Below are 19151 nucleotides of genomic sequence, written 5' to 3'. Positions count from 1 at the left end.
CTCAGACCACGGTCAGCGGCAACGACTTGCGATTCTCGAAGACCCAGGATGCTCCCCGACTGAACCTGCATACCGCGACTTCGCCGAGCTCGTTTGCCGCAGTGTCGGTTTCGGTCAGTCGGACGGACCAGTCGGATCGGCTGCCGGACACCTCGGCACGCAGGCGCGGGTCGACGGCCTGCACGACGGCCTGCAGGGGCGTGTCGGCCACCGGTGAGCACAGGGCGATCCAGGCGCCGTCGTCGTGTGCCGGTGAGGCGTGCACGTGCACGGCATCGGACTGCACGTCCGCGGTCACGTATGCGGCCGGGTTCAGCAGCGGATGCAACTCGAGCACCCGCAGTGCACCCTTGGCACCAGCCGGCAGAGCGAGCGCGCGGTGGATGCGTTCGGCCGCCACCCCGGCGATGCCGATGAGCTGCTTGGTGCGGATCGACTCCTCGAGCGCGGCATCACCGTTGGCCCTGGCTCGCACGGCGAGCGTGAACGAAAGGACCAGCAGATGCATCTGCAGGCACACCTCGTCGGCGATGCGGACCAGCGCCGAGTGCGAGAAGGCACCGAAGTCGACGTCGGCGAGCAGTGGACCCGAATAGTCGGCCTTGCCATCGTCATCCGGGTCGATCGGATCGAGCTCGCAGGCGTAGGCGTTGGTGGCGCCGACCACGTCCATGGCCGGGATGAACGGCGCCGGCGGGTAGGACTCGTCGATGATCACCGTCCACCGGCAGTGCGGATGCCGATCCGCGGGCGTCCGCGGCGGCCGATGGACGGGTCGGACCTGCGCCTTGCGATTGGTGGCCAGCGCGGTGGCGTCGAAGGTCGGGTCCTCGATGTCGTGGCACATGCCCTTGACGTAGTCCTCACCCATCGGTTCGACGTCGAGCAGTGCGCCGCAGTGGTCGAGGTGGAACTCGCCGTGCCAGCGGTCGTGGACGGTGTAGCGAAAGTCCATGAACTGCGGCGGGGCACCGATGTCGAGCTGTAGCCCCTTGAAGAGGGTGAAGATGTCGACACCCTCGTAGTTCAGCGCCCGCTGCATCCGCTTGGTGTAGAGCGGGCTCGCGGCCGCCCATTCCTCGATCGCGATCTGCAGCATCTCTTCGCGGCCGAATTCGGATATGCACCAAGCCATTCCGGAGCGGTCGATCATCTGGCCGATCAACAGCAACTCGGGCACCAGGGTCGCCAGCTCGGCCCGGGTGAGCGACGCGTATCTACTCGCCATCGAGGTTCTTCCCGGTGTTCATCTTGACTGCGGCGCTGGCGTTGGCCTTCTTGTCCTCGCCGTCGCCCGACGCGGCCGCCTTCTTCCGCTTCGCTGCGACTCGCCCCACTACGCCGTTGAGCCCCGAAGCCCTCGGGAAGCCGAGGTACTGCGTCAGGAAGATCGCCATCTCCCCGAGCTCGTCCTCGGTGAGCTCTTCATTCGCCAGCGCGGCGTTGACCTGCACCTCGGCCAGGCCCTGCTCACCCAGGGCCGTCACGACCGTCAGGGTCATCAGGCGCTTGTCGCGCATGGACAGACCGGGGCGGGTCCAGATCGCGCCGAACAGATGGTCGACCGTCAGATCGAAGAAGGGGTCGCCCTCGATGTCGGGCATCTCCCACGAGTAGACCTCGTTCATCTTGTCTAGGCCCTTGCGGCGCAATTCGTCCACGATCTCAGCTCCTCTCGTGCGGGACGCCGAGGCCGGCGGCCAGGTTCTGCAGCGCCAGCCGAGCCAGCGGCAGGTCGACGTCCACCGTCGCGCCCAGCCCCAGCGCCAGGCTCAGATCCTTCTCCCCCAGCCCTCGCGTGTGCACGAACACGTCGTGCAGCCAGTGGTCGGCAGCCAGCGGCGCCATGTCGTCGCGCACCATGACGGCCCCCGCCCCGCCGGTGAGCGCATCGGTGTGCCGGACCACCCGGCCGAGCTGCTGCAGGTCGATGCCGCTGGCCTCGGCCAATGTCATTGCCTCACACGCCGCCGCGAAACCGGTGAACGTCAACATGTTGCGGGCCAGCTTCATTCGGGTGCCCGCACCCGGCGGACCCGCGTGGATCACCAGCGATGCGAACTGCTTGAATGCCGGTTTGATCCGCTCGTACACCTCGCGATCGGCGCCCACCATCACCGCGAGCTCACCCCGCTCGGCGGCGGCGCCGCCACCGGAGACCGGCGCGTCGATGACGTGAATACCGCTGGGCCGCAGGCGGTCCGCCAACTCGACTGCGGTATCGGGGCTGATCGTGGAGTGGATGGCGATCACGGTGTCCGGCTTGGCGTGTGCGGCGAGCTCGGCGACCACGGTGCGCACCTGGGCGTCGTCCAGCACGGTCACGCAGACGACGTCCGCGGCAGCCACGTCGGCGATGCCGTCGGCCAGCGACGCACCGACCTCGGCCAGCGGCGTCATCGCCTCGGCCCGGACGTCGAACACGGTGACGCCACCCGGCCACTCGACGAGCCGCTTGGCCATCGGCGCGCCCATGTTTCCCAGTCCGATGTACCCCAGCGCGAGGCTCATCATCGTCTCCTCTTCGCGCGAGCACTCATCAGCGGATGATCTGTCCGCCGTCGACGTTGAAGATCTGGCCGGTGATCCACTTGGCCTGGTCCGACAGAAGGAACAGGCACATGCCGACCAGGTCCTCCGGCTGTCCCATGCGCGACAACGGGATTCCCTTGACGATGTCGGCGACCATCTCCTGCGGCGTCGTCGTCCGGTTGGCCTCGGTGTCGATGGGGCCGGGTGCGATCGCGTTGATGCGGATGTTCTGACCGCCGAGCTCGGTGGCCAGCTGCTGGGTCAGGCCGTTGACGCCGACCTTGGCCAAACCGTAGAAGTTCGAGTACAGCCAGGCGGCGGTCGATGACTGATTGACGATCGCACCACCACCGCGCTTGGCCATCTTGCGGTAGACGGCGCGGGTGCAGACCAGCGCGCCGTCGAGGTTCACGCTCATGAACTTCTTGTAGTACTCCCAGTCCACGGTGATCAGGAAGTCCAGCTTCATCCCGCCGAAGATGGCGGCGTTGTTCACCAGGTAGTCGATGCCGCCGAACTCCGAGAGCGTCTGCGCGGCCATCTCCTTGGCGGAGTCGGGATCGCTGACGTCGACCCGCACGGCCAACGCGTTGCCGCCCTCGCCCTTGATTCCGTCGGCCACCTTCTGCGCGCCCTCGACGTTGATGTCGGCGATCACCACTGCGGCCCCCTCGCGGGCCAGCGCCTCGGCATACGCCTGGCCGATGCCGCCACCCGAGCCGGTGACAATCGCCACCTTGTCCTTGAACTGGTCGCCGTACATGTTCCTTCTCTCTGCTCGAATGTGGGGTTCTGTCAGGCGATGTGGACGGGCCCGTGACGGAAGTCCACGCTCGGCGGGTTAGGTCGCGGTGGCGATCGCCTTGATCTCGAGGTACTCCTCGAAACCGGCGAGCCCCATCTCCCGGCCGATGCCGGATTGCTTGTAGCCACCGAACGGCATGTCCGCCGAGTACCAGACGCCACCGTTGACGTTGACGGTGCCGACCCGCAGCCGAGCCGCCACCCCCGCCGCGCGGTCGTCGTCACCGGAGAAGACGGTGCCGGACAGCCCGTACGGCGAGTCGTTGGCGATGCGCACGGCGTCGTCGTCGCCGTCGTGGGCGATGACGGTCAGCACGGGGCCGAAGATCTCCTCCCGGGCCACCGTGGCCTCGTTGTCGAGGCCGGCGATCACGGTCGGCTCGATGAAGAAGCCCCGATCGCGACCCGCGGGCCGGCCCCCGCCGCAGGCGAATCGGCCCCCCTCGGCGATCGCCGAGTCGAGATAGCCCTGGATGCGATCGCGCTGGCGCGCGGAGATCACCGGCCCGCAAATGGTGCCAGGGTCCGTGGGGTCACCCGGCGCGAGCCCGGCCATGGTGGCCGCGGCCGACTCCACGGCCTCGTCGTAGCGCTGGCGTGGCACGACCAGGCGCGTGGTGATCGCACACCCCTGACCCGCGTGCATCGACGCGGTGAACGCGGCCATCGAACACGCACCGGCGAGATCGGCGTCGTCGAGCACCAGGAACGCCGACTTGCCACCCAGCTCGAGGAAGACCTTCTTCAGCGTGGCAGCGGCGTCGGACATCACCGCGCGACCGGTGGTGGTCGACCCGGTGAACGACACCATGTCCACGCGCGGATCGGTCGACAGCCGCGCACCGACACCGTGGTCGCTCGACGTCACGACGTTCACGACGCCGGCGGGGAACTCGGTGTGCTCGGCGATCAGCTCGCCGAGCACCGCTGCCGCCCAGGGGGTGTCGGGGGCGGGCTTGAGGATCAGGGTGTTGCCGGCTGCGAGTGCGGGACCGAGCTTCGCCAGGTTGATCTGGTGCGGGAAGTTCCACGGCGTGATGGCGCCGACGACGCCGATCGCCTCCCTGGCGATCGTGCGATGCGTCTTGATGCCCATCGGCGCCGCGATGCCCAGATCGGTCGTCCACGGGTAGGACTCTGCGGTGTCGGTGCAGAAGCTCAGATCCTCGACGGGGCCCTCGAGCTGCGCCATCGACGTCAGCATGCGCGGGGCGCCGACCTCCGAGATCGTCAGCTCCCGCAGCTCCTCCACGTGATCGCGCATGGCCCGCTGGAGCTGGCGGATGCACCGCACCCGCAGTTCGACGTTGGTCGACCAGTCGGTGTCGTCGAAAGCCCTTCGCGCAGCATCGATTGCGGCGTTCATGTCCGCATCCGAGGCATCCGCCGCGACGCCGAGGACGTCCTCGGTGGCCGGGTTGAGCGTCGTGAACGTGCCGCCTCCGCCGGTCACCAGCTTGCCGTCGACGAGCAGTCGACTCTGGCGATCGCCCAATAGCGCCATCCGAACTCCCGATTCACTTCTGGACAACTGTCTGGCCTTGGTCAGGTCGAACCATATCCCCCGGTTCGGCCGGGCCGCAAGGGCGGACCGCTGGACGACCATCAATCCCGACGACAACGTTTGATTCGCACGCTCTTTGACGTCCACGCTTGCCTACCGCGGGTGCCGTCGGATAAGTTGGACATGTGTCCAGCGACGCCGTAACCGCCATCACAGCTCCGAGTGAGGCCATGGACGAGCCGCCACGCAACCGCCGGCAGCAGGAGACCTTTCGCAAGGTGCTGCGGGCGGGCATCGAGATGTTGCGCGAGTCCTCGTACGCCGACCTCACCGTGCGAGCCGTCGCCGCGCGGGCCAAGGTCGCACCGGCCACCGCCTACACCTACTTCTCGTCGAAGAACCACCTGATCGCCGAGGTCTACCTCGATCTGCTCAAGCAGGTGCCCTACTACACCGACGTCAACGAACCGATGGCGCGGCGCGTCGAGCAGGCCCTGCGCAGCATGGCTCTGATGGTTGCGGACGAGCCGGAAGTGGCCGCCGCCTGTACGACGGCACTGCTGGCGGGTGCCGACCCCACCGTGCGCCGCGTGCGCGACCGCATCGGTGCCGAGATCCACCGCCGCATCAGGTCTGCCGTCGGTCCCGACGCCGACCCCCGCATGATCGCCGCGCTGGAGATGACGTTCTTCGGCGCACTGGTCAACGCCGGCAGCGGTGTCTTCACCTACCACCAGATCGCCGATCGGCTGAGCTACGTAGTCGGCCTGATCGTGGGAGAGGACGGCACCAGATGACATCCCTCGAGGTACCCGAAGTCCTGCTCGACCCGTACGACTACGACTTCCACGAGGACCCGTACCCGTACTACAAACGGCTGCGCGACGAGGCTCCGCTCTATCACAACGCCGACCTCGGCTTCTGGGCTCTCTCGCGACATCGCGACGTGCTGCAGGGGTTTCGCAACAGCACCACGCTGTCCAACCGCGAGGGCGTCTCACTCGATCCGATCTCCCGTGGCCCGCACGCCAGCAAGACGATGTCGTTCCTGGCCATGGACGACCCCGACCACCTCAGGCTGCGGACGCTAGTCTCGAAGGGCTTCACGCCGCGTCGAATTCGCGAATTGGAGCCGCGGGTCACCGAACTCGCGGTCAAGCACCTCGACGTCATGCTGGCGAAGGCTCGAGATGGTGGGGGTTCGACCGTCGACTACGTCGCCGAGTTCGCCGGCAAGCTGCCGATGGACGTCATCAGCGAGCTGATGGGCGTACCGGAGTCCGACCGCGACCGCATTCGCGCCATGGCCGACGGCGTCATGCACCGCGAGGACGGTGTCAACGACGTGCCCGCCGAGGCCATCGAGGCGTCGCTCAATCTGATCGTCTACTACCAGGACATGGTCGGCGAGCGGCGCAGGAAGCCAACCGACGACCTGACCACGGCGCTGCTCGAGGCCGAGATCGACGGCGACCGGCTCACCGACGACGAGGTGCTCGGCTTCATGTTCCTGATGGTGATCGCCGGCAACGAGACCACCACCAAACTGCTTGCCAACGCCGCCTTCTGGGGCTATCGCAACCCCGACCAGTTGCAATCCGTCTTCGAGGATCCGAGCCGGATCCCGCTGTGGATCGAGGAGACCCTGCGCTACGACACCTCCAGCCAGATCCTCGCCCGCATGGTCGCCGGCGACCTGACGCTCTACGACACGACCATCCCCGACGGTGACGTCGTGTTGCTGCTGCCCGGCTCGGCCCACCGCGACGAGCGCGTGTTCGACGATCCCGACGACTTCATCATCGGCCGCGAAATCGGTTCGAAATTACAGAGTTTCGGCAGCGGTGCCCACTTCTGCCTGGGCGCCCACCTCGCCAGGATGGAGGCGCGGGTGGCGCTCGCCGAATTGTTCAAGCGCATCGGCGGATACCACGTCGACGAGGCCAACGCCGTTCGCGTGCACTCCAGCAACGTTCGCGGATTCGCCCATCTGCCCATGAGCCTGGAGGTCCGCTGATGCCCCGCTTCGCCCCGCTGCCCGACCGCCGACCGGTGATCGTCGCCGGCGCCTCGGCCGGGATCGGAGAGGCCACCGCGATCGAGCTCGCCTCGCGCGGCTTCCCCGTCGCCCTCGGCGCTCGCCGGGTCGAGAAGCTCGACGACATCGTCGGCAAGATCAATGCCGAGGGCGGTGAGGCCGTCGGCTTTCACCTCGACGTCACCGACCCCAACTCGGTGAAGTCCTTCGTCGCCAGCGCCGTCGAAGCCCTCGGTGACATCGAGATCTTGGTGGCCGGCGCCGGAGACACCTACTTCGGCAAGCTCGCCGACATCAGCACCGACGACTTCGATTCGCAGTTGCAGATCCACCTCGTCGGCGCCAACCGGCTGGCCGGTGCGGTGCTCCCGGGCATGCTGGAACGCCAGCGCGGCGATCTGATCTTCGTCGGATCCGACGTGGCGCTGCGACAGCGACCCCACATGGGTGCCTACGGTGCAGCCAAGGCTGCCCTGGCCGCCATGGTCACCAACTTCCAGATGGAGTTGGAGGGCACCGGAGTTCGGGCGTCGATCGTGCACCCCGGACCGACCAAGACGTCGATGGGCTGGAGCCTGCCCGCCGAGCTGATCGGCCCCGCGCTGGAGGACTGGGCCAAGTGGGGCCAGGCGCGGCACGACTACTTCCTGCGGGCCTCGGATCTGGCGCGTGCCATCACCTTCGTCGCGGAGACACCGCGCGGCGGGTTCATCGCGAACATGGAACTGCAGCCCGAAGCGCCGTTGGCGAGCGCCCCCTCGGAGCGCCAGAAGCTCGTACTCGACGAGGAGAACCCGACGTCATGACCATCACCAAGGACGTTCGGCGGGTTTCCGGTGGTGAGGAGGAGTACGGCCACCTCGAGGAATTCCGCACCGACCCCATCGGTTTGATGAAGCGCATCCGCTCCGAGTGTGGCGCCGTTGGTTGGTTCCAACTGGTCGACAAGCAGGTCGTCATGCTGTCCGGGGCGGAGGCCAACGAGTTCTTCTTCCGCTCCAGCGACGCGGAGCTCAACCAGGCCGAGGCCTATCCCTTCATGACGCCGATCTTCGGTGAGGGCGTGGTGTTCGACGCCGACCCCGAGCGCCGCGCCGAGATGTTGCACAACACCGCATTGCGCGGCGAGCAGATGAAGGGTCATGCCGCGACGATCGAGAACGAGGTTCTCAAGATGATCGCCGACTGGGGACCCGAGGGTGAGATCGAACTGCTGGACTTCTTCTCCGAGTTGACCATCTACACCTCGACGGCGTGCCTGATCGGATTGAAGTTCCGCGAGCAGCTCGACAGCCGATTCGCCCAGTACTACCACCAACTCGAGCGCGGCACCGACCCGCTGTGCTACGTCGACCCCTACCTGGACATCGAGAGCTTCCGAATTCGCGACGAGTCGCGGGTGAAGCTCGTCGAACTGGTGCAAGAGATCATGAACGGCCGCATCGCCAACCCGCCGGCGGGTAAGGAGGATCGCGACCTGCTCGACGTGCTGGTCTCGATCAAGGACGACGAGGGCAACCCGCGGTTCACGGCCAACGAGGTCACGGGCATGTTCATCTCACTGATGTTCGCGGGACACCACACCAGCTCGGGTACCTCGTCGTGGACGTTGATCGAGTTGCTGCGCAACCCCGAGGTCTACGCGCAGGTTCAGCAGGAGCTGGACGAGCTCTACGCAGACGGGCAAGAGGTCAGTTTCCATGCGCTGCGCCAGATTCCGAGACTCGACAACTCACTGAAGGAGACGCTGCGCCTGCATCCGCCGCTGATCATCCTGATGCGCGTCGCGCAGGACGAGTTCGAAGTGGCCGGCTACCCGATTCACCAGGGTCAGATGGTGGCCGCCTCGCCAGCGATCAGCAACCGGATCGCCGAGGACTTCCCGCGGCCGGACGACTTCGACCCCGACCGCTATCAGAAGCCTCGACAGGAAGATCTCGTCAACCGCTGGACCTGGATTCCCTTCGGCGCCGGAAAGCACCGCTGCGTCGGAGCGGCGTTCGCCCAGATGCAGATCAAGGCCATCTTCTCGGTTCTATTGCGCCAGTATGAATTCGAGATGTCTCAGCCGTCGGAGAGCTACCAGAACGACCATTCCAAGATGGTCGTCCAGCTGGCCCAACCGGCCAAGGTGCGCTATCGCAGGCGAGCCGAGAGGGCCTGAGCTGATGGGTTGCTACCGCGTTGAACTCGACGAGGACCTGTGCCAGGGCCATGCGATGTGCGAACTGGAGGCTCCCGAGGTGTTCGCGGTGCCCAAACGGGGCGTCGTCGAGATTCTCGATGCCGAACCCTCCGACGACATTCGCGAGGACGTCGAGCGGGCGATCGAAATGTGTCCCACCCAAGCACTATCCATTCGAGAGAAGGACTGACATGTTCGAACCCGGGGCGCGGCGCGCCCAACTCGAGGACTGGGTGCAGCGGTGGCTGCAGGCCAACGCGGACGGTGAGGCCGCGGGCGATTGGAAGCCGTTGGCGGAGTTCTACGCCGAGGACGCCACCTACGGCTGGAACATCGGCCCGAAGGAGGACGTCATGTGCATCGGCAAGGCGCAGATCCGCGACGTCGCACTCGGCTTGGAGATGGAGGGCCTGGAGAACTGGGTCTACGAGTACCAGAAGGTACTGATCGACGAAACGCAGAACGAGATCGTCGGGTTCTGGAAGCAGGTCGCCAACAAGGGTGACGGCACGCGGGACGAGATCTACGGCATCGGCGGATCGTGGTTCCGACTGAACGACGATCTGCTCATCGAGTGGCAGCGCGACTTCTTCGACTTCGGCCACGTTCAGAAGGCGTTCTTGAAGCTGATCGAGTCCGGGGATCTCACCCCGACCATGCAGAAGCGCATCGAGCGCAGCCTCGCCGGGGAGCAGCTGCCGGGCTACTACCCGATCGGCACCAGCCCGGTGCCGATCTGGTGAATTCCACCAAGCGGTTGCTTGGGGTGGGTGTGACCAAGTTAACTAGAGGTTCTAGTCTGGCCTCACTGGCTCGAGCGGAAGGCACGTACCGATGAAGACAAAGGGCGCTCTCATCTGGGAGTTCAACCAACCGTGGTCGATCGAGGAAATCGAGATCGGCGATCCCGTCAAGGACGAGGTCAAGATCCAGATGGAAGCGTCGGGGATGTGCCATTCCGACCATCACCTGGTGACCGGCGGCATCCCGATGGCGGGCTTTCCGGTGCTCGGCGGCCACGAGGGTGCAGGCGTCGTCACCGAGGTCGGGCCCGGGGTAGAAGACCTGGCCCCAGGTGATCACGTCGTGCTGTCCTTCATCCCGTCGTGCGGCGTATGCCCGTCCTGTCAGGCCGGCATGCGCAACCTCTGCGATCTGGGCGCCGGTCTGCTCGGCGGCACGGCCGTCTCCGACGGCACGCACCGCATCACCGCCAAGGGCCAGCCCGTCTTCCCGATGACCCTGCTCGGCACGTTCAGCCCGTACATGGTGGTGCACAAGAGCTCCGTGGTGAAGATCGATCCGTCGATCCCCTTCGAGGTGGCCTGCCTCGTCGGTTGCGGTGTCACCACCGGCTACGGTTCGGCCGTGCGCGCCGGGGACATCCGCCCCGGTGACGACGTGTGCGTCGTCGGCGTCGGCGGTGTGGGCATGTCGGCGCTGCAAGGCGCGGTCATCGCCGGCGCCCGGAACATCTTCGTCATCGAGCCGGTCGAGTGGAAGCGCGACGCCGCGCTGAAGTTCGGCGCGACGCACGCCTATCCCGACCTGGAAACCGCGTTCGGCGGCATCGCCGAGGTCACCTGGGGACTGATGGCCAAGCAGGTCATCGTCACCGTCGGCGAGCTGCACGGCAAGGACGTCGACAACTACGTCAACCTGACGTCCAAGGGCGGCACCTGCGTCCTGACCGCCATCGGCAGCCTGCTGGACACCGAGGTGTCGCTGAATCTGGCGATGCTGACCCTGATGCAGAAGCGCTTGCAGGGCACCATCTTCGGCGGTGGCAATCCGCACTTCGACATCCCCCAGCTGCTGTCGATGTACAAGGCCGGCAAGCTCAACCTCGACGACATGATCACCAGGCAGTACAAGCTGGAGCAGATCAACGAGGGCTACACCGACATGCTGGAGGGTCGCAACATCCGCGGCGTCATCCGCTACACCGACGCCGACAGGTAGACGCGCCGTGGCTCAGGAGACCGCCGAGAAGTCCCCCGTCGTCACCGCCTCGGAGGCATCGTGGCGGTGCGTACAAGCCGGTGACCGCGACGGCTGGCTGGCGCTGATGGCCGACGACGTCGTGGTCGAGGATCCGATCGGCGAGGCCGTCACCAATCCCGACGGCACCGGCGTCCGGGGCAAGGAGGCGCTCGCGGCCTTCTACGACGCCAACATCGGGCCCAACCGACTGACCGTGACCTGCGAGGAGACGTTCCCGTCGAGCTCACCGACGGAGATCGCCTACATCCTGACGCTGCACACTCGGTTCCCGAACGGGTTCACGGCGACGGTGCGCGGGGTGTTCACCTACCGGGTGAACGACGAGGGCGCGATCACCAACCTGCGCGGCTACTGGAACATGGACGCCATGCAATTCGGCCAGGAGGAGGACCCGAGCTGAGCGGAGCCGTCGTCGTCGGCGGATCGCGCGGGATCGGGTTGGCAGTCGCGAAACTGCTTGCCGCCGAAGGGTTCGGTGTCCTCGTCAACGGCCGGGATGCCATCGCGGTGACCGCGGCCGCAGAGCGGATCGGCGGGGTGCCCTTCGCCGGCTCGCCAGCCGACCCCGAGACCGCGGATGCCCTGATCGAGCGCTGCGTCGCCGAATTCGGCCGCATCGATGCCCTCGTCAACTGCGCGGGCACCGCGGAGCCTGCCGGTTCGTCGATCCTGAACGTCACCTCCGCGCAGTTCCACGAGCTGCTCGACGCCCACCTCGGCACGACGTTCGAGACGTGCCGGGCGGCCGCGCCGAGGATGGTCGCCCAGGGCGGCGGCGCGATCGTCAACACCAGTTCGTTCGCGTTCCTCGGCGACTACGGCGGCACCGGCTACCCGGCTGGCAAGGGCGCCGTCAACGGTCTCACCCTGGCGATCGCCGCCGAACTGCGCGAGCACGGGGTGCGTGCCAACGTCGTGTGCCCCGGGGCGAGGACGCGATTGTCGACCGGCCCCGACTACGAAGCCCAGATCGCGGAGCTCAACCGCCGCGGCCTGCTCGACGACGTCAGCATGGCGGGCGCGTTGGATGCGGCACCACCGGAGTACGTCGCTCCCAGCTACGCGTATCTGGTGAGCGATCTCGCCAAGGACGTCACGGGTCGGATCTTGGTCGCCGCAGGGGGTTTCATCGGCAGCTTCGATCGGCAGACCCCGAGCATCCTCGCCTACCGCGAGCACCGCGACGCACCGCCGTGGACGGTCGGCGACGTCGACGGGTTCATCCGCGGGAGCTGATCGGCGCGCTCGTGAATCCTCTGCGATCTTGGGTCCCGATTTCCGCAGCGGATTCACGGACGGCGCGCAGACGAGCGGCGGTGCATGCCGAACACCCGCCGCAGTGCGACGAAGCGCACCAGCGTGGCGACGAGGTTGGCGACCACCAGCACCGACAGTTCGGCGATCTTGCCGATCGTCGGGTCGAATCGGTGCAGCACCAGCAGTGAGCCGCTGGTGATCGCAAGCCCGAACAAGAAGACCAGCAGCCCGTGGAACTGGTGGCGGGCCACGCCGGCACGCCCCCGCACCCCGAACGTGAAGGCGCGGTTGGCGGCGGTGTTGGCCACGGCGGTCAGCAGCAGCGCGACGAGGTTGGCCACCTGCGATCCCAGCACCGGATGTAGCACCAGATACAGCAGCGCGTAGGCCAACGTGCTTGCCACGCCCACGATTCCGAAGCGAACCAGCTGCCCGACCATGCCCTTCGGCACCCCTGGCACCAGGGGCTCACGGCCCAGCGCGGCCTGAATTTCACATAGCGGCAGCGCGCCGGTGGCCAACGCCCGGCCCACCCGCCAGCAGCCCTTGAGGTCGTCGATCGCGGTGCCAACGACGTCGACGCTGGAATCTGGATCGTCGATCCAGTCCACCGGCACCTCGTGGATGCGCAGGCCGGCGCGTTCGGCGATCACCAACAGCTCGGTGTCGAAGAACCAGCCCGTGTCGACCACCAGTGGCAGCAATCGCCGGGCGACGTCGGCACGCACCGCCTTGAATCCGCACTGGGCGTCCGAGAAGCGGGCGCCAAGCAACCCGCGGAGGATGAGATTATAACTGCGCGAGACGAATTCACGCTTGCGACCCCGCACCACGCGCGACGACGGCGTCAGCCGCGATCCGATCGCGACGTCCGAGTGCCCCGAGATCAGCGGGGCAACCAGCGGCATCAGCGCGGTGAGATCGGTGGAGAGGTCGACGTCGGTGTAGGCGACCACGTCGGCCGGTGACGAACTCCATGCCGCCCGGAGCGCGCCGCCGCGTCCCTTGGCGTCGAGGTGCAGCACCTCCACGTGGTCGAGTTCGCCGGCCAGGCGCCGCGCCACCGCGAGGGTGCCGTCGGTACTGGCATTGTCGGCCACCGTGATTCGCGACGGATAGGGCACGTCGGCGGCCAGGAACCGATGCAGGCGCCGGACACTGGCCTCGAGGTCTCGTTCCTCGTTGAAGACGGGAACGACGACGTCCAGCACGTACCGGCAGCGTTCGGACGGACCCGACGGGCGTGGCGAACCGCCGGGCGTGGGGGAATTCGCCACGTCGGTCGCCCCACCCACGTTCGCGGAGCAAGCTGCCGGCGATCTGCGCTTCCGCTGCGAACTAGCTGTCAGGGACTCGCGACGTCGCCAAGGGCCCTCACTCTGGCATGCTCGACCCATGGCCTCCGTGTTCACCATGATCATCAATCGAGAGATCCCCGGTCGGTTCGTCTACGAGGACGACGAGGTCGTCGCATTCCTCACCATCGAACCCATGACACCGGGACACACGCTCGTCGTCCCGCGGGCCGAGGTCGACAACTGGCAGACCGTCGAGCCCGACCTGTTCAACCGCGTCATGGCGGTGGCGCAGCACATCGGCCGCGCAGTGTCCAGGGCATTCGACACCGAGCGCTCGGGCCTGATCATCGCCGGCCTCGAGGTGCCGCACCTGCACGTGCACGTCTTCCCCGCCCGCGACCTGGCCGACTTCGGCTTCGCGAACGTCGACCGCAGCCCCTCGCCCGAATCGCTGGACGAGGCGCAGGCCAAGATCAAAGCTGCTCTGGCAGAACTGGATTCGTGATCAGCTGACGGTGGCGGGCACGTCGGCCACCGACACGTCGGCGATCCGCGGCAGCTGCACGGTGAACCGGCAGCCGGCGCCGGGGGCGGTGGTCACGCTGACGGTGCCCCCATGCGCACTGACCAGCGAGTCGACGATCGAGAGGCCGAGACCGGTGCCGCCACTGGTGCGCGCCCGCGACGAATCGGTACGGTAGAACCGCTCGAAGATGCGATGGGCGTCCTCGCGACTCATGCCGGGCCCCTCGTCGGACACCTCCACGATGGCGGTGTCGCCCTCGGTGCCGACCCTCACCGTGATGCTGGCCGTCTCCGGGGTGTGCTGCAGCGCATTGGCGACCAAGTTGCTCAACACCTGCCGCAGTCGGGCCTCGTCACCGAGCACCTCGGGTATGCCCGGACCGTCGAACACCTCCATCGACACGCTTCGCTTGGGCGCGATGGACCGGGCATCGTGCACGGCGTCGCTGGCCAGCGCCAAGAGGTCCACGCGGCGCTGCTCCAAAGGTCGTTGCGCGTCGAGGCGGGCCAGCAGCAGCAGGTCCTCGACCAGAAGGCCCATCCGCTGGGACTCGCTCTCGATGCGGCTCATCAACAGTTCCACGTCGCGGGCGGCCCCCTGGCGATAGAGCTCGGCGAAACCGCGGATGGTGGTCAGCGGCGTGCGCAGCTCGTGGCTGGCATCGGTGATGAACCGGCGCATCCGGTCCTCGGACGTGCGCGCCTGTTCGGCCGAGGCCTCCGACGCGGCCACCGCGCGCTGAATCTGCGCGAGCATTCCGTTCAGCGCCAACGACAGTCGCCCGACCTCGGTGCGCGAATCACGCTGCGGGACACGGCGGTCTAGTTCGCCGGCGGCGATCGCTGCGGCGGTCTGCTCCACCTCGACCAGCGGCCGCAGGCTGCGGTGCACCACCGCGAAGCCCGCGATGCCGAGGACCAGCAGCACCGCGACGCCGATGCCGACCTGCGACCAAGTCAGCGCCCGCACCGTCGACGACACGTCCGACAGGTCGATCGCCACGGTGGTCAATTCGCCGTGCAGACCGCGGACCGTCATCGCCCGCCACTGCACGGGCGAACCGTCGATCGAACCCACGGTCACCGGGACGGGGCCGACGTCGTTGTCGTCCGGCAGAGCGGGTTCGGCCTCGCGGTCGTTGACCGCCATCCAGATGCGACCGTCGGAGTCGATGCCGCGGACGTAGAAGTCCGACGGCGGCCGGGCCGGATTGGGATCCTCGATCGGCGTGGTAGGCATCCGCCGCGGCGCCTGGGCCCAGCCCCTCGATGCGTCCAGCAGCGTCTCGTCGACCCGGTTGATCAGGCTGTGCCGCATGATCGAGGTGACGGCGACCCCGGAGGCCAGCAGACCGCAGGCCACCAGGACCAGGGTCGCGGCCACCAACCCGACCCGCAGCGGAATCCCGCGTCCCCGAAGACCTGCCATCCCACCATTGTGCAAAAGGCGAGGCCGACGTTGGGCGATCTCCCGCATCCGGGGTGTTAGCGCGGTTCGCGCAGCACGTACCCCACACCACGCAGGGTGTGCAGCAGGCGCTTCTCGCCGGTGTCGATCTTGCGCCGCAGGTAGGAGACGTAGGACTCCACCACGTTGACGTCACCGCCGAAGTCGTAGCGCCACACGTGGTCGAGGATCTTGGGCTTGGACAACACCGTGCCCGCGTTGATGATGAAGTAGCGCAGCAGCGTGAACTCCGTCGGCGACAGCGAGACGGGCTCGCCGGCCTTCCACACCTCGTGGGTGTCCTCGTCGAGTTCGATGTCGGCGAAGGTGAGTCGCGCACTGCGAGGTTCCTCGACGCCGCGGCCGGACCGGCGCAGGATCACGCGGAGGCGGGCGACGACCTCTTCCAGGCTGAACGGCTTGGTCACGTAGTCGTCTCCGCCAAGGGTCAGACCCGCGATCTTGTCCTGCAGGGAGTCACGCGCGGTGAGGAATAGCGCGGGTGAGTCGATCCCGTCGGCCCGCAGCCGGCGCAGCACCCCGAAGCCGTCCATGCCAGGCATCATCACGTCGAGGATGACGGCGTCGGGCCGGACCTCACGCGCCTTGTCGAGTGCGGCCGGGCCACTCGAGGCGGTGTGCACCTCGAAGCCCTGGAACTTCAGGCTCACCGAGAGCAACTCGACGATGTTCGTCTCGTCGTCGACGACGAGCACCCGCGCCTCGGGCAGGGAATCCGGAATCGCAGCCATGGCCATGGGAAACAATGTCCTCCCATTCCCGTGCCCTGACACTGCGCGGGCGCTGTGAGATTCCTGTGAGTTGATCTCGCGTTCGCTGCTGTGATACCCGCCATACACTGAGCGGCATGAATCTCGGCAAAGCCCTCGTCGACGTCGCCACCGCTCCGGTGCGCGTCGGCCTCGCCGTCGCCGAGCTTGGACTGGGGGTCGCCGGGGAGACGCTCAACGTCGTCCAGCGCGGGCTCGGCGAGGGCTCGCTGCCCTCCGGGGGCTCGTCGTTCGCGCAGATGCTGGGCATGGAGGTCGCCGTCGAACGCGCCAACCGGCTGGCCCGCCTGATGGACGACGACGCTCCACTTGGCCGCGCCCTCGCCCCCGACGGACCCATCAACCGCTTGCTGCGACCAGGTGGCCTCGTCGACCAGCTGACCGCCGAGGGCGGGTTGCTGGACCGCCTCACCGCCGAGAACGGCCCCGTCGCCCGGGCGGTGGCACCGGGCGGGCTCGTCGACCAGGTGACGGCCGAGGGCGGCCTCGTCGACCGGCTCACCACCGACGACGGCGCCATCTCCCGGTTGATCGCTCCTGGCGGGCTGGCCGATCAGCTGCTCGCCAACGACGGGCTCATCGAACGCGTGCTCCGAGAGGACGGCGTCGCCGACAAACTGCTCGCCGAGGGCGGCCTGCTCGACACCATCACCGCCGAGGACGGCCCCCTTCTCAAGCTCGCCGACGTCGCGGACACCCTCAACCGCCTGGCACCGGGGCTCGAGGCGCTGACGCCGACGATCGACGCGCTGCACGAGGCCGTCATCACGCTGAGCCAGGTGGTCAATCCGCTGAGCAACATCGCCGGGCGAATCCCGCTACCGCGCGCCAGGGGACGCCGCCCGACGCCGCGCCCGGTGACCTCGCAGCGCATCGTCGACGCCGAGGAGTGACGCGTTAGGCTAGGCCCACACAGGCCTCCTTAGCTCAGTGGTAGAGCTCCCGCCTTGTAAGCGGAAGGTCATCGGTTCAATCCCGATAGGGGGCTCCGATCCGGGATGTCGGCGGCGAGTCCTACCGTTTGGCCATGACGCAGTGCCACGGTTGCGGTGCGGAACTCGCCAAGCGCAGCCAAAGGCTCTACTGCAGCAACGCTTGTCAGGCAGCGGCCCGGCGCGACGCCGGCATCAGGCGGTGGCTCGCCACCGGGGAGGCGTGGATCGACGGTCGCAAGGGCCACTACATCCGGCGATTCCTCCTCGAGGCCCAGTCCGGCTGCTGCGCGATCTGCGGTGGGCCGAACGTCTGGCTGGGCGCGCACCTCGCCCTGGTCCTCGACCACGTCGACGGCAACGCAACCAACAATCACCGGGACAATCTGCGGCTCGTCTGCCCGAACTGCGACTCCCAGTTGCCGACGTACAAGAGCCGCAACCGCGGCAACGGCCGACACGTTCGACGGCAGCGCTACGCCGGGGGTCAGTCCTACTAGCTGCGGCGTAGGGTCCGCTGGCGGAAGGTCGTCGACCCAAGGAGGAGCCCATGTCCGAAGCCGGTGTCTGGGTGGCATGGGGAATTCCCGCCCGCGGGCGGGAACGGCAGGCGTTGGCACTGCTGAAGTCCTCGCTGACGGGTTACCTCGAACAGCTCGCCGCGCAGGGCCGCATCGAACGCTTCGACGCGGCGGTGCTCAAGCCCCAGAGCACCGAACTGGGCGGGTTCATCCTGATCCAGGGCACCCATCAGCAAATCGACGCCCTCCGGACCGACGGCGACTTCCAAACCTGGGTCACGCAGATCCAATTGGTGGCCGACAAGGTCGGCATCGTCGACGCTTGGGTCGGCGACGGCCTGGGCGACGCCTACGCGCTCTACGAGAAGGCCCTGGACAAGCTCGACTGACGAGTGCGCCCACCTGCGAGGGTAACGCGATGGGCTGTCGTGACGAAGGAAACGGGTGGGGAAGTCGTGACGATTTGGGCTTTCCGGCTTGGTCCCGGCCTTCGGTGCGATTCAATGGCTCGCATCCGTCGGGGGAGGGATGTGTCGAGGCGTCTGAAGGGGCAGCATGGGAGCCGCAAGCTACATCGGTCGAGTGGGGGGCCTTGCGGTAGCGCTGGGCGTCGGGACGGCGATCGCGACCGGATCTGGCGTCGCCGCCGCGGACGAGACCTCCTCGGCGGGTTCATCGAGCTCTAGCACCGCAGGCACCTCCGGCGCGTCGACCTCGTCCAGCTCGTCCGAGGCCGGCACCAGTCCTGCCAAGGACACCGTCTCGACCGCCGAACCCACCAAGTCCCCGGCCGCCGGCTCCGAGACCGACACGGGGTCGACGTCGACTGGGGCCGAGACGCCGTCGTCCCCCAGCGCGAGCACGTCCTCGAACACCACCAAGACCGTCGCCGATGGTGTCGTCGTCAGCGCGCAGAGCACGACGGGCAGCTCCGGCAGCACCTCGACGACGAAGACGCCCGCCACGACCGAACCGGTCATCACCGAACCGGTCATCACAGGACCGGTCATCGCCGAACCGGTCACCGAATCAGGCACCGCCGAACCCGTCGTCACCGAGCCCAAGACCGCCGAGACCGCCTCGACGCCCAAGTCGAACGCCAACGGCTCGGCCAGCACCGCGTCGGCATCGGCGGCGGCCGCATCGACCTCGGCAGCCCCCACCACCGCCGCCACCACCAAGGCGCAGACCACCTCCGCGAAGTCGACGACACCGACCGATCCCGTCGCCGCTTCGGTCGTAACGGCGCTCGCGGCCGCAGCCACCCCGTCGACCTCCGCGGCGGCCGCGCAGGTCTCGACCGTCTCCGTCAC

General features: G+C 67.5%; 22 protein-coding genes and 1 tRNA gene. 14 read left to right on the top strand and 9 right to left on the bottom strand.

All coding sequences use genetic code 11. The features are described from left to right. Position 1 precedes the first annotated feature (1 nt). The 5 genes from SBI80_RS10675 to SBI80_RS10655 all read right to left on the bottom strand — a co-directional run bounded on the left by SBI80_RS10675 (position 2) and on the right by SBI80_RS10655 (position 4840). A complete protein-coding gene (locus SBI80_RS10675; RefSeq protein ID WP_318974476.1) occupies positions 2-1228 on the bottom strand; it encodes a hypothetical protein in 1227 nt (408 codons plus the stop codon). Continuing rightward, a complete protein-coding gene (locus tag SBI80_RS10670) occupies positions 1218-1661 on the bottom strand; it encodes a carboxymuconolactone decarboxylase family protein (RefSeq protein WP_318974475.1) in 444 nt (147 codons plus the stop codon). Before SBI80_RS10670 ends, SBI80_RS10675 begins: the two co-directional genes overlap by 11 nt. Positions 1662-1665: 4 nt before the next feature. Then, a complete protein-coding gene (locus tag SBI80_RS10665; RefSeq protein WP_318974474.1) occupies positions 1666-2514 on the bottom strand; it encodes an NAD(P)-dependent oxidoreductase in 849 nt (282 codons plus the stop codon). Positions 2515-2539: 25 nt separating this feature from the next. After that, positions 2540-3295: an SDR family oxidoreductase gene (locus tag SBI80_RS10660; protein ID WP_318974473.1), complete on the bottom strand. Its 756-nt coding sequence runs from the start codon at positions 3293-3295 to the stop codon at positions 2540-2542. A 78-nt stretch (positions 3296-3373) separates the two neighbouring features. After that, positions 3374-4840 (bottom strand): aldehyde dehydrogenase, encoded by a 1467-nt coding sequence (locus tag SBI80_RS10655; protein WP_318974472.1) that lies wholly within the window; start codon positions 4838-4840, stop codon positions 3374-3376. 185 nt (positions 4841-5025) lie between these two features. Between SBI80_RS10655 and SBI80_RS10650 the strand changes: the two genes are divergently transcribed. The 9 genes from SBI80_RS10650 (at position 5026) to SBI80_RS10610 (ending at position 12303) form a co-directional block, all read left to right on the top strand. Beyond that, complete coding sequence (locus SBI80_RS10650) at positions 5026-5637, top strand: TetR family transcriptional regulator (protein WP_318974471.1); 612 nt, start codon at positions 5026-5028, stop codon at positions 5635-5637. Beyond that, positions 5634-6857, top strand: a complete 1224-nt coding sequence (locus SBI80_RS10645) for a cytochrome P450 (RefSeq protein WP_318974470.1) — start codon at positions 5634-5636, stop codon at positions 6855-6857. Before SBI80_RS10650 ends, SBI80_RS10645 begins: the two co-directional genes overlap by 4 nt. Beyond that, positions 6857-7684 carry an SDR family oxidoreductase gene (locus SBI80_RS10640; protein ID WP_318974469.1) on the top strand — a complete coding sequence of 276 codons (828 nt, stop codon included), beginning with the start codon at positions 6857-6859 and terminating at the stop codon, positions 7682-7684. Before SBI80_RS10645 ends, SBI80_RS10640 begins: the two co-directional genes overlap by 1 nt. Beyond that, positions 7681-9042, top strand: coding sequence for a lanosterol 14-alpha demethylase (locus SBI80_RS10635; RefSeq protein WP_318974468.1), 1362 nt, complete (start codon positions 7681-7683; stop codon positions 9040-9042). Before SBI80_RS10640 ends, SBI80_RS10635 begins: the two co-directional genes overlap by 4 nt. A 4-nt stretch (positions 9043-9046) precedes the next feature. After that, complete coding sequence (locus SBI80_RS10630; RefSeq protein ID WP_318974467.1) at positions 9047-9253, top strand: ferredoxin Fdx; 207 nt, start codon at positions 9047-9049, stop codon at positions 9251-9253. Position 9254: 1 nt separating this feature from the next. Then, positions 9255-9806: a nuclear transport factor 2 family protein gene (locus SBI80_RS10625; protein ID WP_318974466.1), complete on the top strand. Its 552-nt coding sequence runs from the start codon at positions 9255-9257 to the stop codon at positions 9804-9806. A gap of 91 nt (positions 9807-9897) precedes the next feature. Continuing rightward, complete coding sequence (locus tag SBI80_RS10620; RefSeq protein ID WP_318974465.1) at positions 9898-11025, top strand: NDMA-dependent alcohol dehydrogenase; 1128 nt, start codon at positions 9898-9900, stop codon at positions 11023-11025. A 7-nt stretch (positions 11026-11032) separates the two neighbouring features. Further along, complete coding sequence (locus SBI80_RS10615) at positions 11033-11467, top strand: nuclear transport factor 2 family protein (RefSeq protein ID WP_318974464.1); 435 nt, start codon at positions 11033-11035, stop codon at positions 11465-11467. Further along, positions 11464-12303, top strand: coding sequence for an SDR family NAD(P)-dependent oxidoreductase (locus tag SBI80_RS10610; protein ID WP_318975209.1), 840 nt, complete (start codon positions 11464-11466; stop codon positions 12301-12303). The genes SBI80_RS10615 and SBI80_RS10610 overlap by 4 nt, the downstream gene beginning before the upstream one ends. 53 nt (positions 12304-12356) lie before the next feature. Here SBI80_RS10610 and SBI80_RS10605 read toward each other — a convergent pair whose 3' ends face one another. Then, positions 12357-13601, bottom strand: a complete 1245-nt coding sequence (locus SBI80_RS10605) for a bifunctional glycosyltransferase family 2/GtrA family protein (protein WP_413232694.1) — start codon at positions 13599-13601, stop codon at positions 12357-12359. A 118-nt stretch (positions 13602-13719) separates the two neighbouring features. On the opposite strand from SBI80_RS10605, the gene SBI80_RS10600 reads away from it, so the two are divergent. Next, positions 13720-14127 carry an HIT family protein gene (locus tag SBI80_RS10600; protein ID WP_318974463.1) on the top strand — a complete coding sequence of 136 codons (408 nt, stop codon included), beginning with the start codon at positions 13720-13722 and terminating at the stop codon, positions 14125-14127. Here SBI80_RS10600 and SBI80_RS10595 read toward each other — a convergent pair whose 3' ends face one another. Continuing rightward, complete coding sequence (locus SBI80_RS10595; RefSeq protein WP_318974462.1) at positions 14128-15576, bottom strand: sensor histidine kinase; 1449 nt, start codon at positions 15574-15576, stop codon at positions 14128-14130. Between the two features lie 56 nt (positions 15577-15632). After that, positions 15633-16352 (bottom strand): response regulator transcription factor, encoded by a 720-nt coding sequence (locus SBI80_RS10590; protein ID WP_318974461.1) that lies wholly within the window; start codon positions 16350-16352, stop codon positions 15633-15635. A 110-nt stretch (positions 16353-16462) separates the two neighbouring features. On the opposite strand from SBI80_RS10590, the gene SBI80_RS10585 reads away from it, so the two are divergent. From SBI80_RS10585 to SBI80_RS10570, 4 genes are all read left to right on the top strand, one after another. After that, on the top strand, positions 16463-17278 hold the full coding sequence (locus tag SBI80_RS10585; RefSeq protein WP_318974460.1) for a hypothetical protein: 816 nt from the start codon (positions 16463-16465) through the stop codon (positions 17276-17278). 23 nt (positions 17279-17301) lie between these two features. Further along, positions 17302-17373: transfer RNA gene (locus tag SBI80_RS10580), tRNA-Thr, on the top strand. 39 nt (positions 17374-17412) lie between these two features. Beyond that, complete coding sequence (locus SBI80_RS10575) at positions 17413-17817, top strand: HNH endonuclease signature motif containing protein (RefSeq protein ID WP_318974459.1); 405 nt, start codon at positions 17413-17415, stop codon at positions 17815-17817. A 50-nt stretch (positions 17818-17867) separates the two neighbouring features. Continuing rightward, positions 17868-18227 (top strand): hypothetical protein, encoded by a 360-nt coding sequence (locus SBI80_RS10570; protein WP_318974458.1) that lies wholly within the window; start codon positions 17868-17870, stop codon positions 18225-18227. Between the two features lie 180 nt (positions 18228-18407). Here the strand turns inward: SBI80_RS10570 and SBI80_RS10565 are convergent, their stop codons facing one another. Continuing rightward, positions 18408-19151: a hypothetical protein gene (locus tag SBI80_RS10565; RefSeq protein ID WP_318974457.1), complete on the bottom strand. Its 744-nt coding sequence runs from the start codon at positions 19149-19151 to the stop codon at positions 18408-18410.

The sequence above is a fragment of the Mycolicibacterium sichuanense genome (assembly GCF_033741125.1).
Classification (GTDB): domain Bacteria; phylum Actinomycetota; class Actinomycetes; order Mycobacteriales; family Mycobacteriaceae; genus Mycobacterium.
The sequence above is the reverse complement of the archived record's forward strand: the minus strand, read 5'-3'. Positions and strand labels throughout refer to the sequence as shown.

What these genes read in the sequence shown, in the direction of transcription:
- SBI80_RS10595 (WP_318974462.1), bottom strand. Translation starts at nt 15,576, where the DNA reads ATGGCAGGTCTTCGGGGACGCGGGATTCCGCTGCGGGTCGGGTTGGTG.
- SBI80_RS10660 (WP_318974473.1), bottom strand. Translation starts at nt 3,295, where the DNA reads ATGTACGGCGACCAGTTCAAGGACAAGGTGGCGATTGTCACCGGCTCG.
- SBI80_RS10645 (WP_318974470.1), top strand. Translation starts at nt 5,634, where the DNA reads ATGACATCCCTCGAGGTACCCGAAGTCCTGCTCGACCCGTACGACTAC.
- SBI80_RS10585 (WP_318974460.1), top strand. Translation starts at nt 16,463, where the DNA reads ATGAATCTCGGCAAAGCCCTCGTCGACGTCGCCACCGCTCCGGTGCGC.
- SBI80_RS10620 (WP_318974465.1), top strand. Translation starts at nt 9,898, where the DNA reads ATGAAGACAAAGGGCGCTCTCATCTGGGAGTTCAACCAACCGTGGTCG.
- SBI80_RS10640 (WP_318974469.1), top strand. Translation starts at nt 6,857, where the DNA reads ATGCCCCGCTTCGCCCCGCTGCCCGACCGCCGACCGGTGATCGTCGCC.
- SBI80_RS10665 (WP_318974474.1), bottom strand. Translation starts at nt 2,514, where the DNA reads ATGATGAGCCTCGCGCTGGGGTACATCGGACTGGGAAACATGGGCGCG.
- SBI80_RS10625 (WP_318974466.1), top strand. Translation starts at nt 9,255, where the DNA reads ATGTTCGAACCCGGGGCGCGGCGCGCCCAACTCGAGGACTGGGTGCAG.
- SBI80_RS10600 (WP_318974463.1), top strand. Translation starts at nt 13,720, where the DNA reads ATGGCCTCCGTGTTCACCATGATCATCAATCGAGAGATCCCCGGTCGG.
- SBI80_RS10570 (WP_318974458.1), top strand. Translation starts at nt 17,868, where the DNA reads ATGTCCGAAGCCGGTGTCTGGGTGGCATGGGGAATTCCCGCCCGCGGG.
- SBI80_RS10675 (WP_318974476.1), bottom strand. Translation starts at nt 1,228, where the DNA reads ATGGCGAGTAGATACGCGTCGCTCACCCGGGCCGAGCTGGCGACCCTG.
- SBI80_RS10655 (WP_318974472.1), bottom strand. Translation starts at nt 4,840, where the DNA reads ATGGCGCTATTGGGCGATCGCCAGAGTCGACTGCTCGTCGACGGCAAG.
- SBI80_RS10635 (WP_318974468.1), top strand. Translation starts at nt 7,681, where the DNA reads ATGACCATCACCAAGGACGTTCGGCGGGTTTCCGGTGGTGAGGAGGAG.
- SBI80_RS10630 (WP_318974467.1), top strand. Translation starts at nt 9,047, where the DNA reads ATGGGTTGCTACCGCGTTGAACTCGACGAGGACCTGTGCCAGGGCCAT.
- SBI80_RS10590 (WP_318974461.1), bottom strand. Translation starts at nt 16,352, where the DNA reads ATGGCCATGGCTGCGATTCCGGATTCCCTGCCCGAGGCGCGGGTGCTC.
- SBI80_RS10575 (WP_318974459.1), top strand. Translation starts at nt 17,413, where the DNA reads ATGACGCAGTGCCACGGTTGCGGTGCGGAACTCGCCAAGCGCAGCCAA.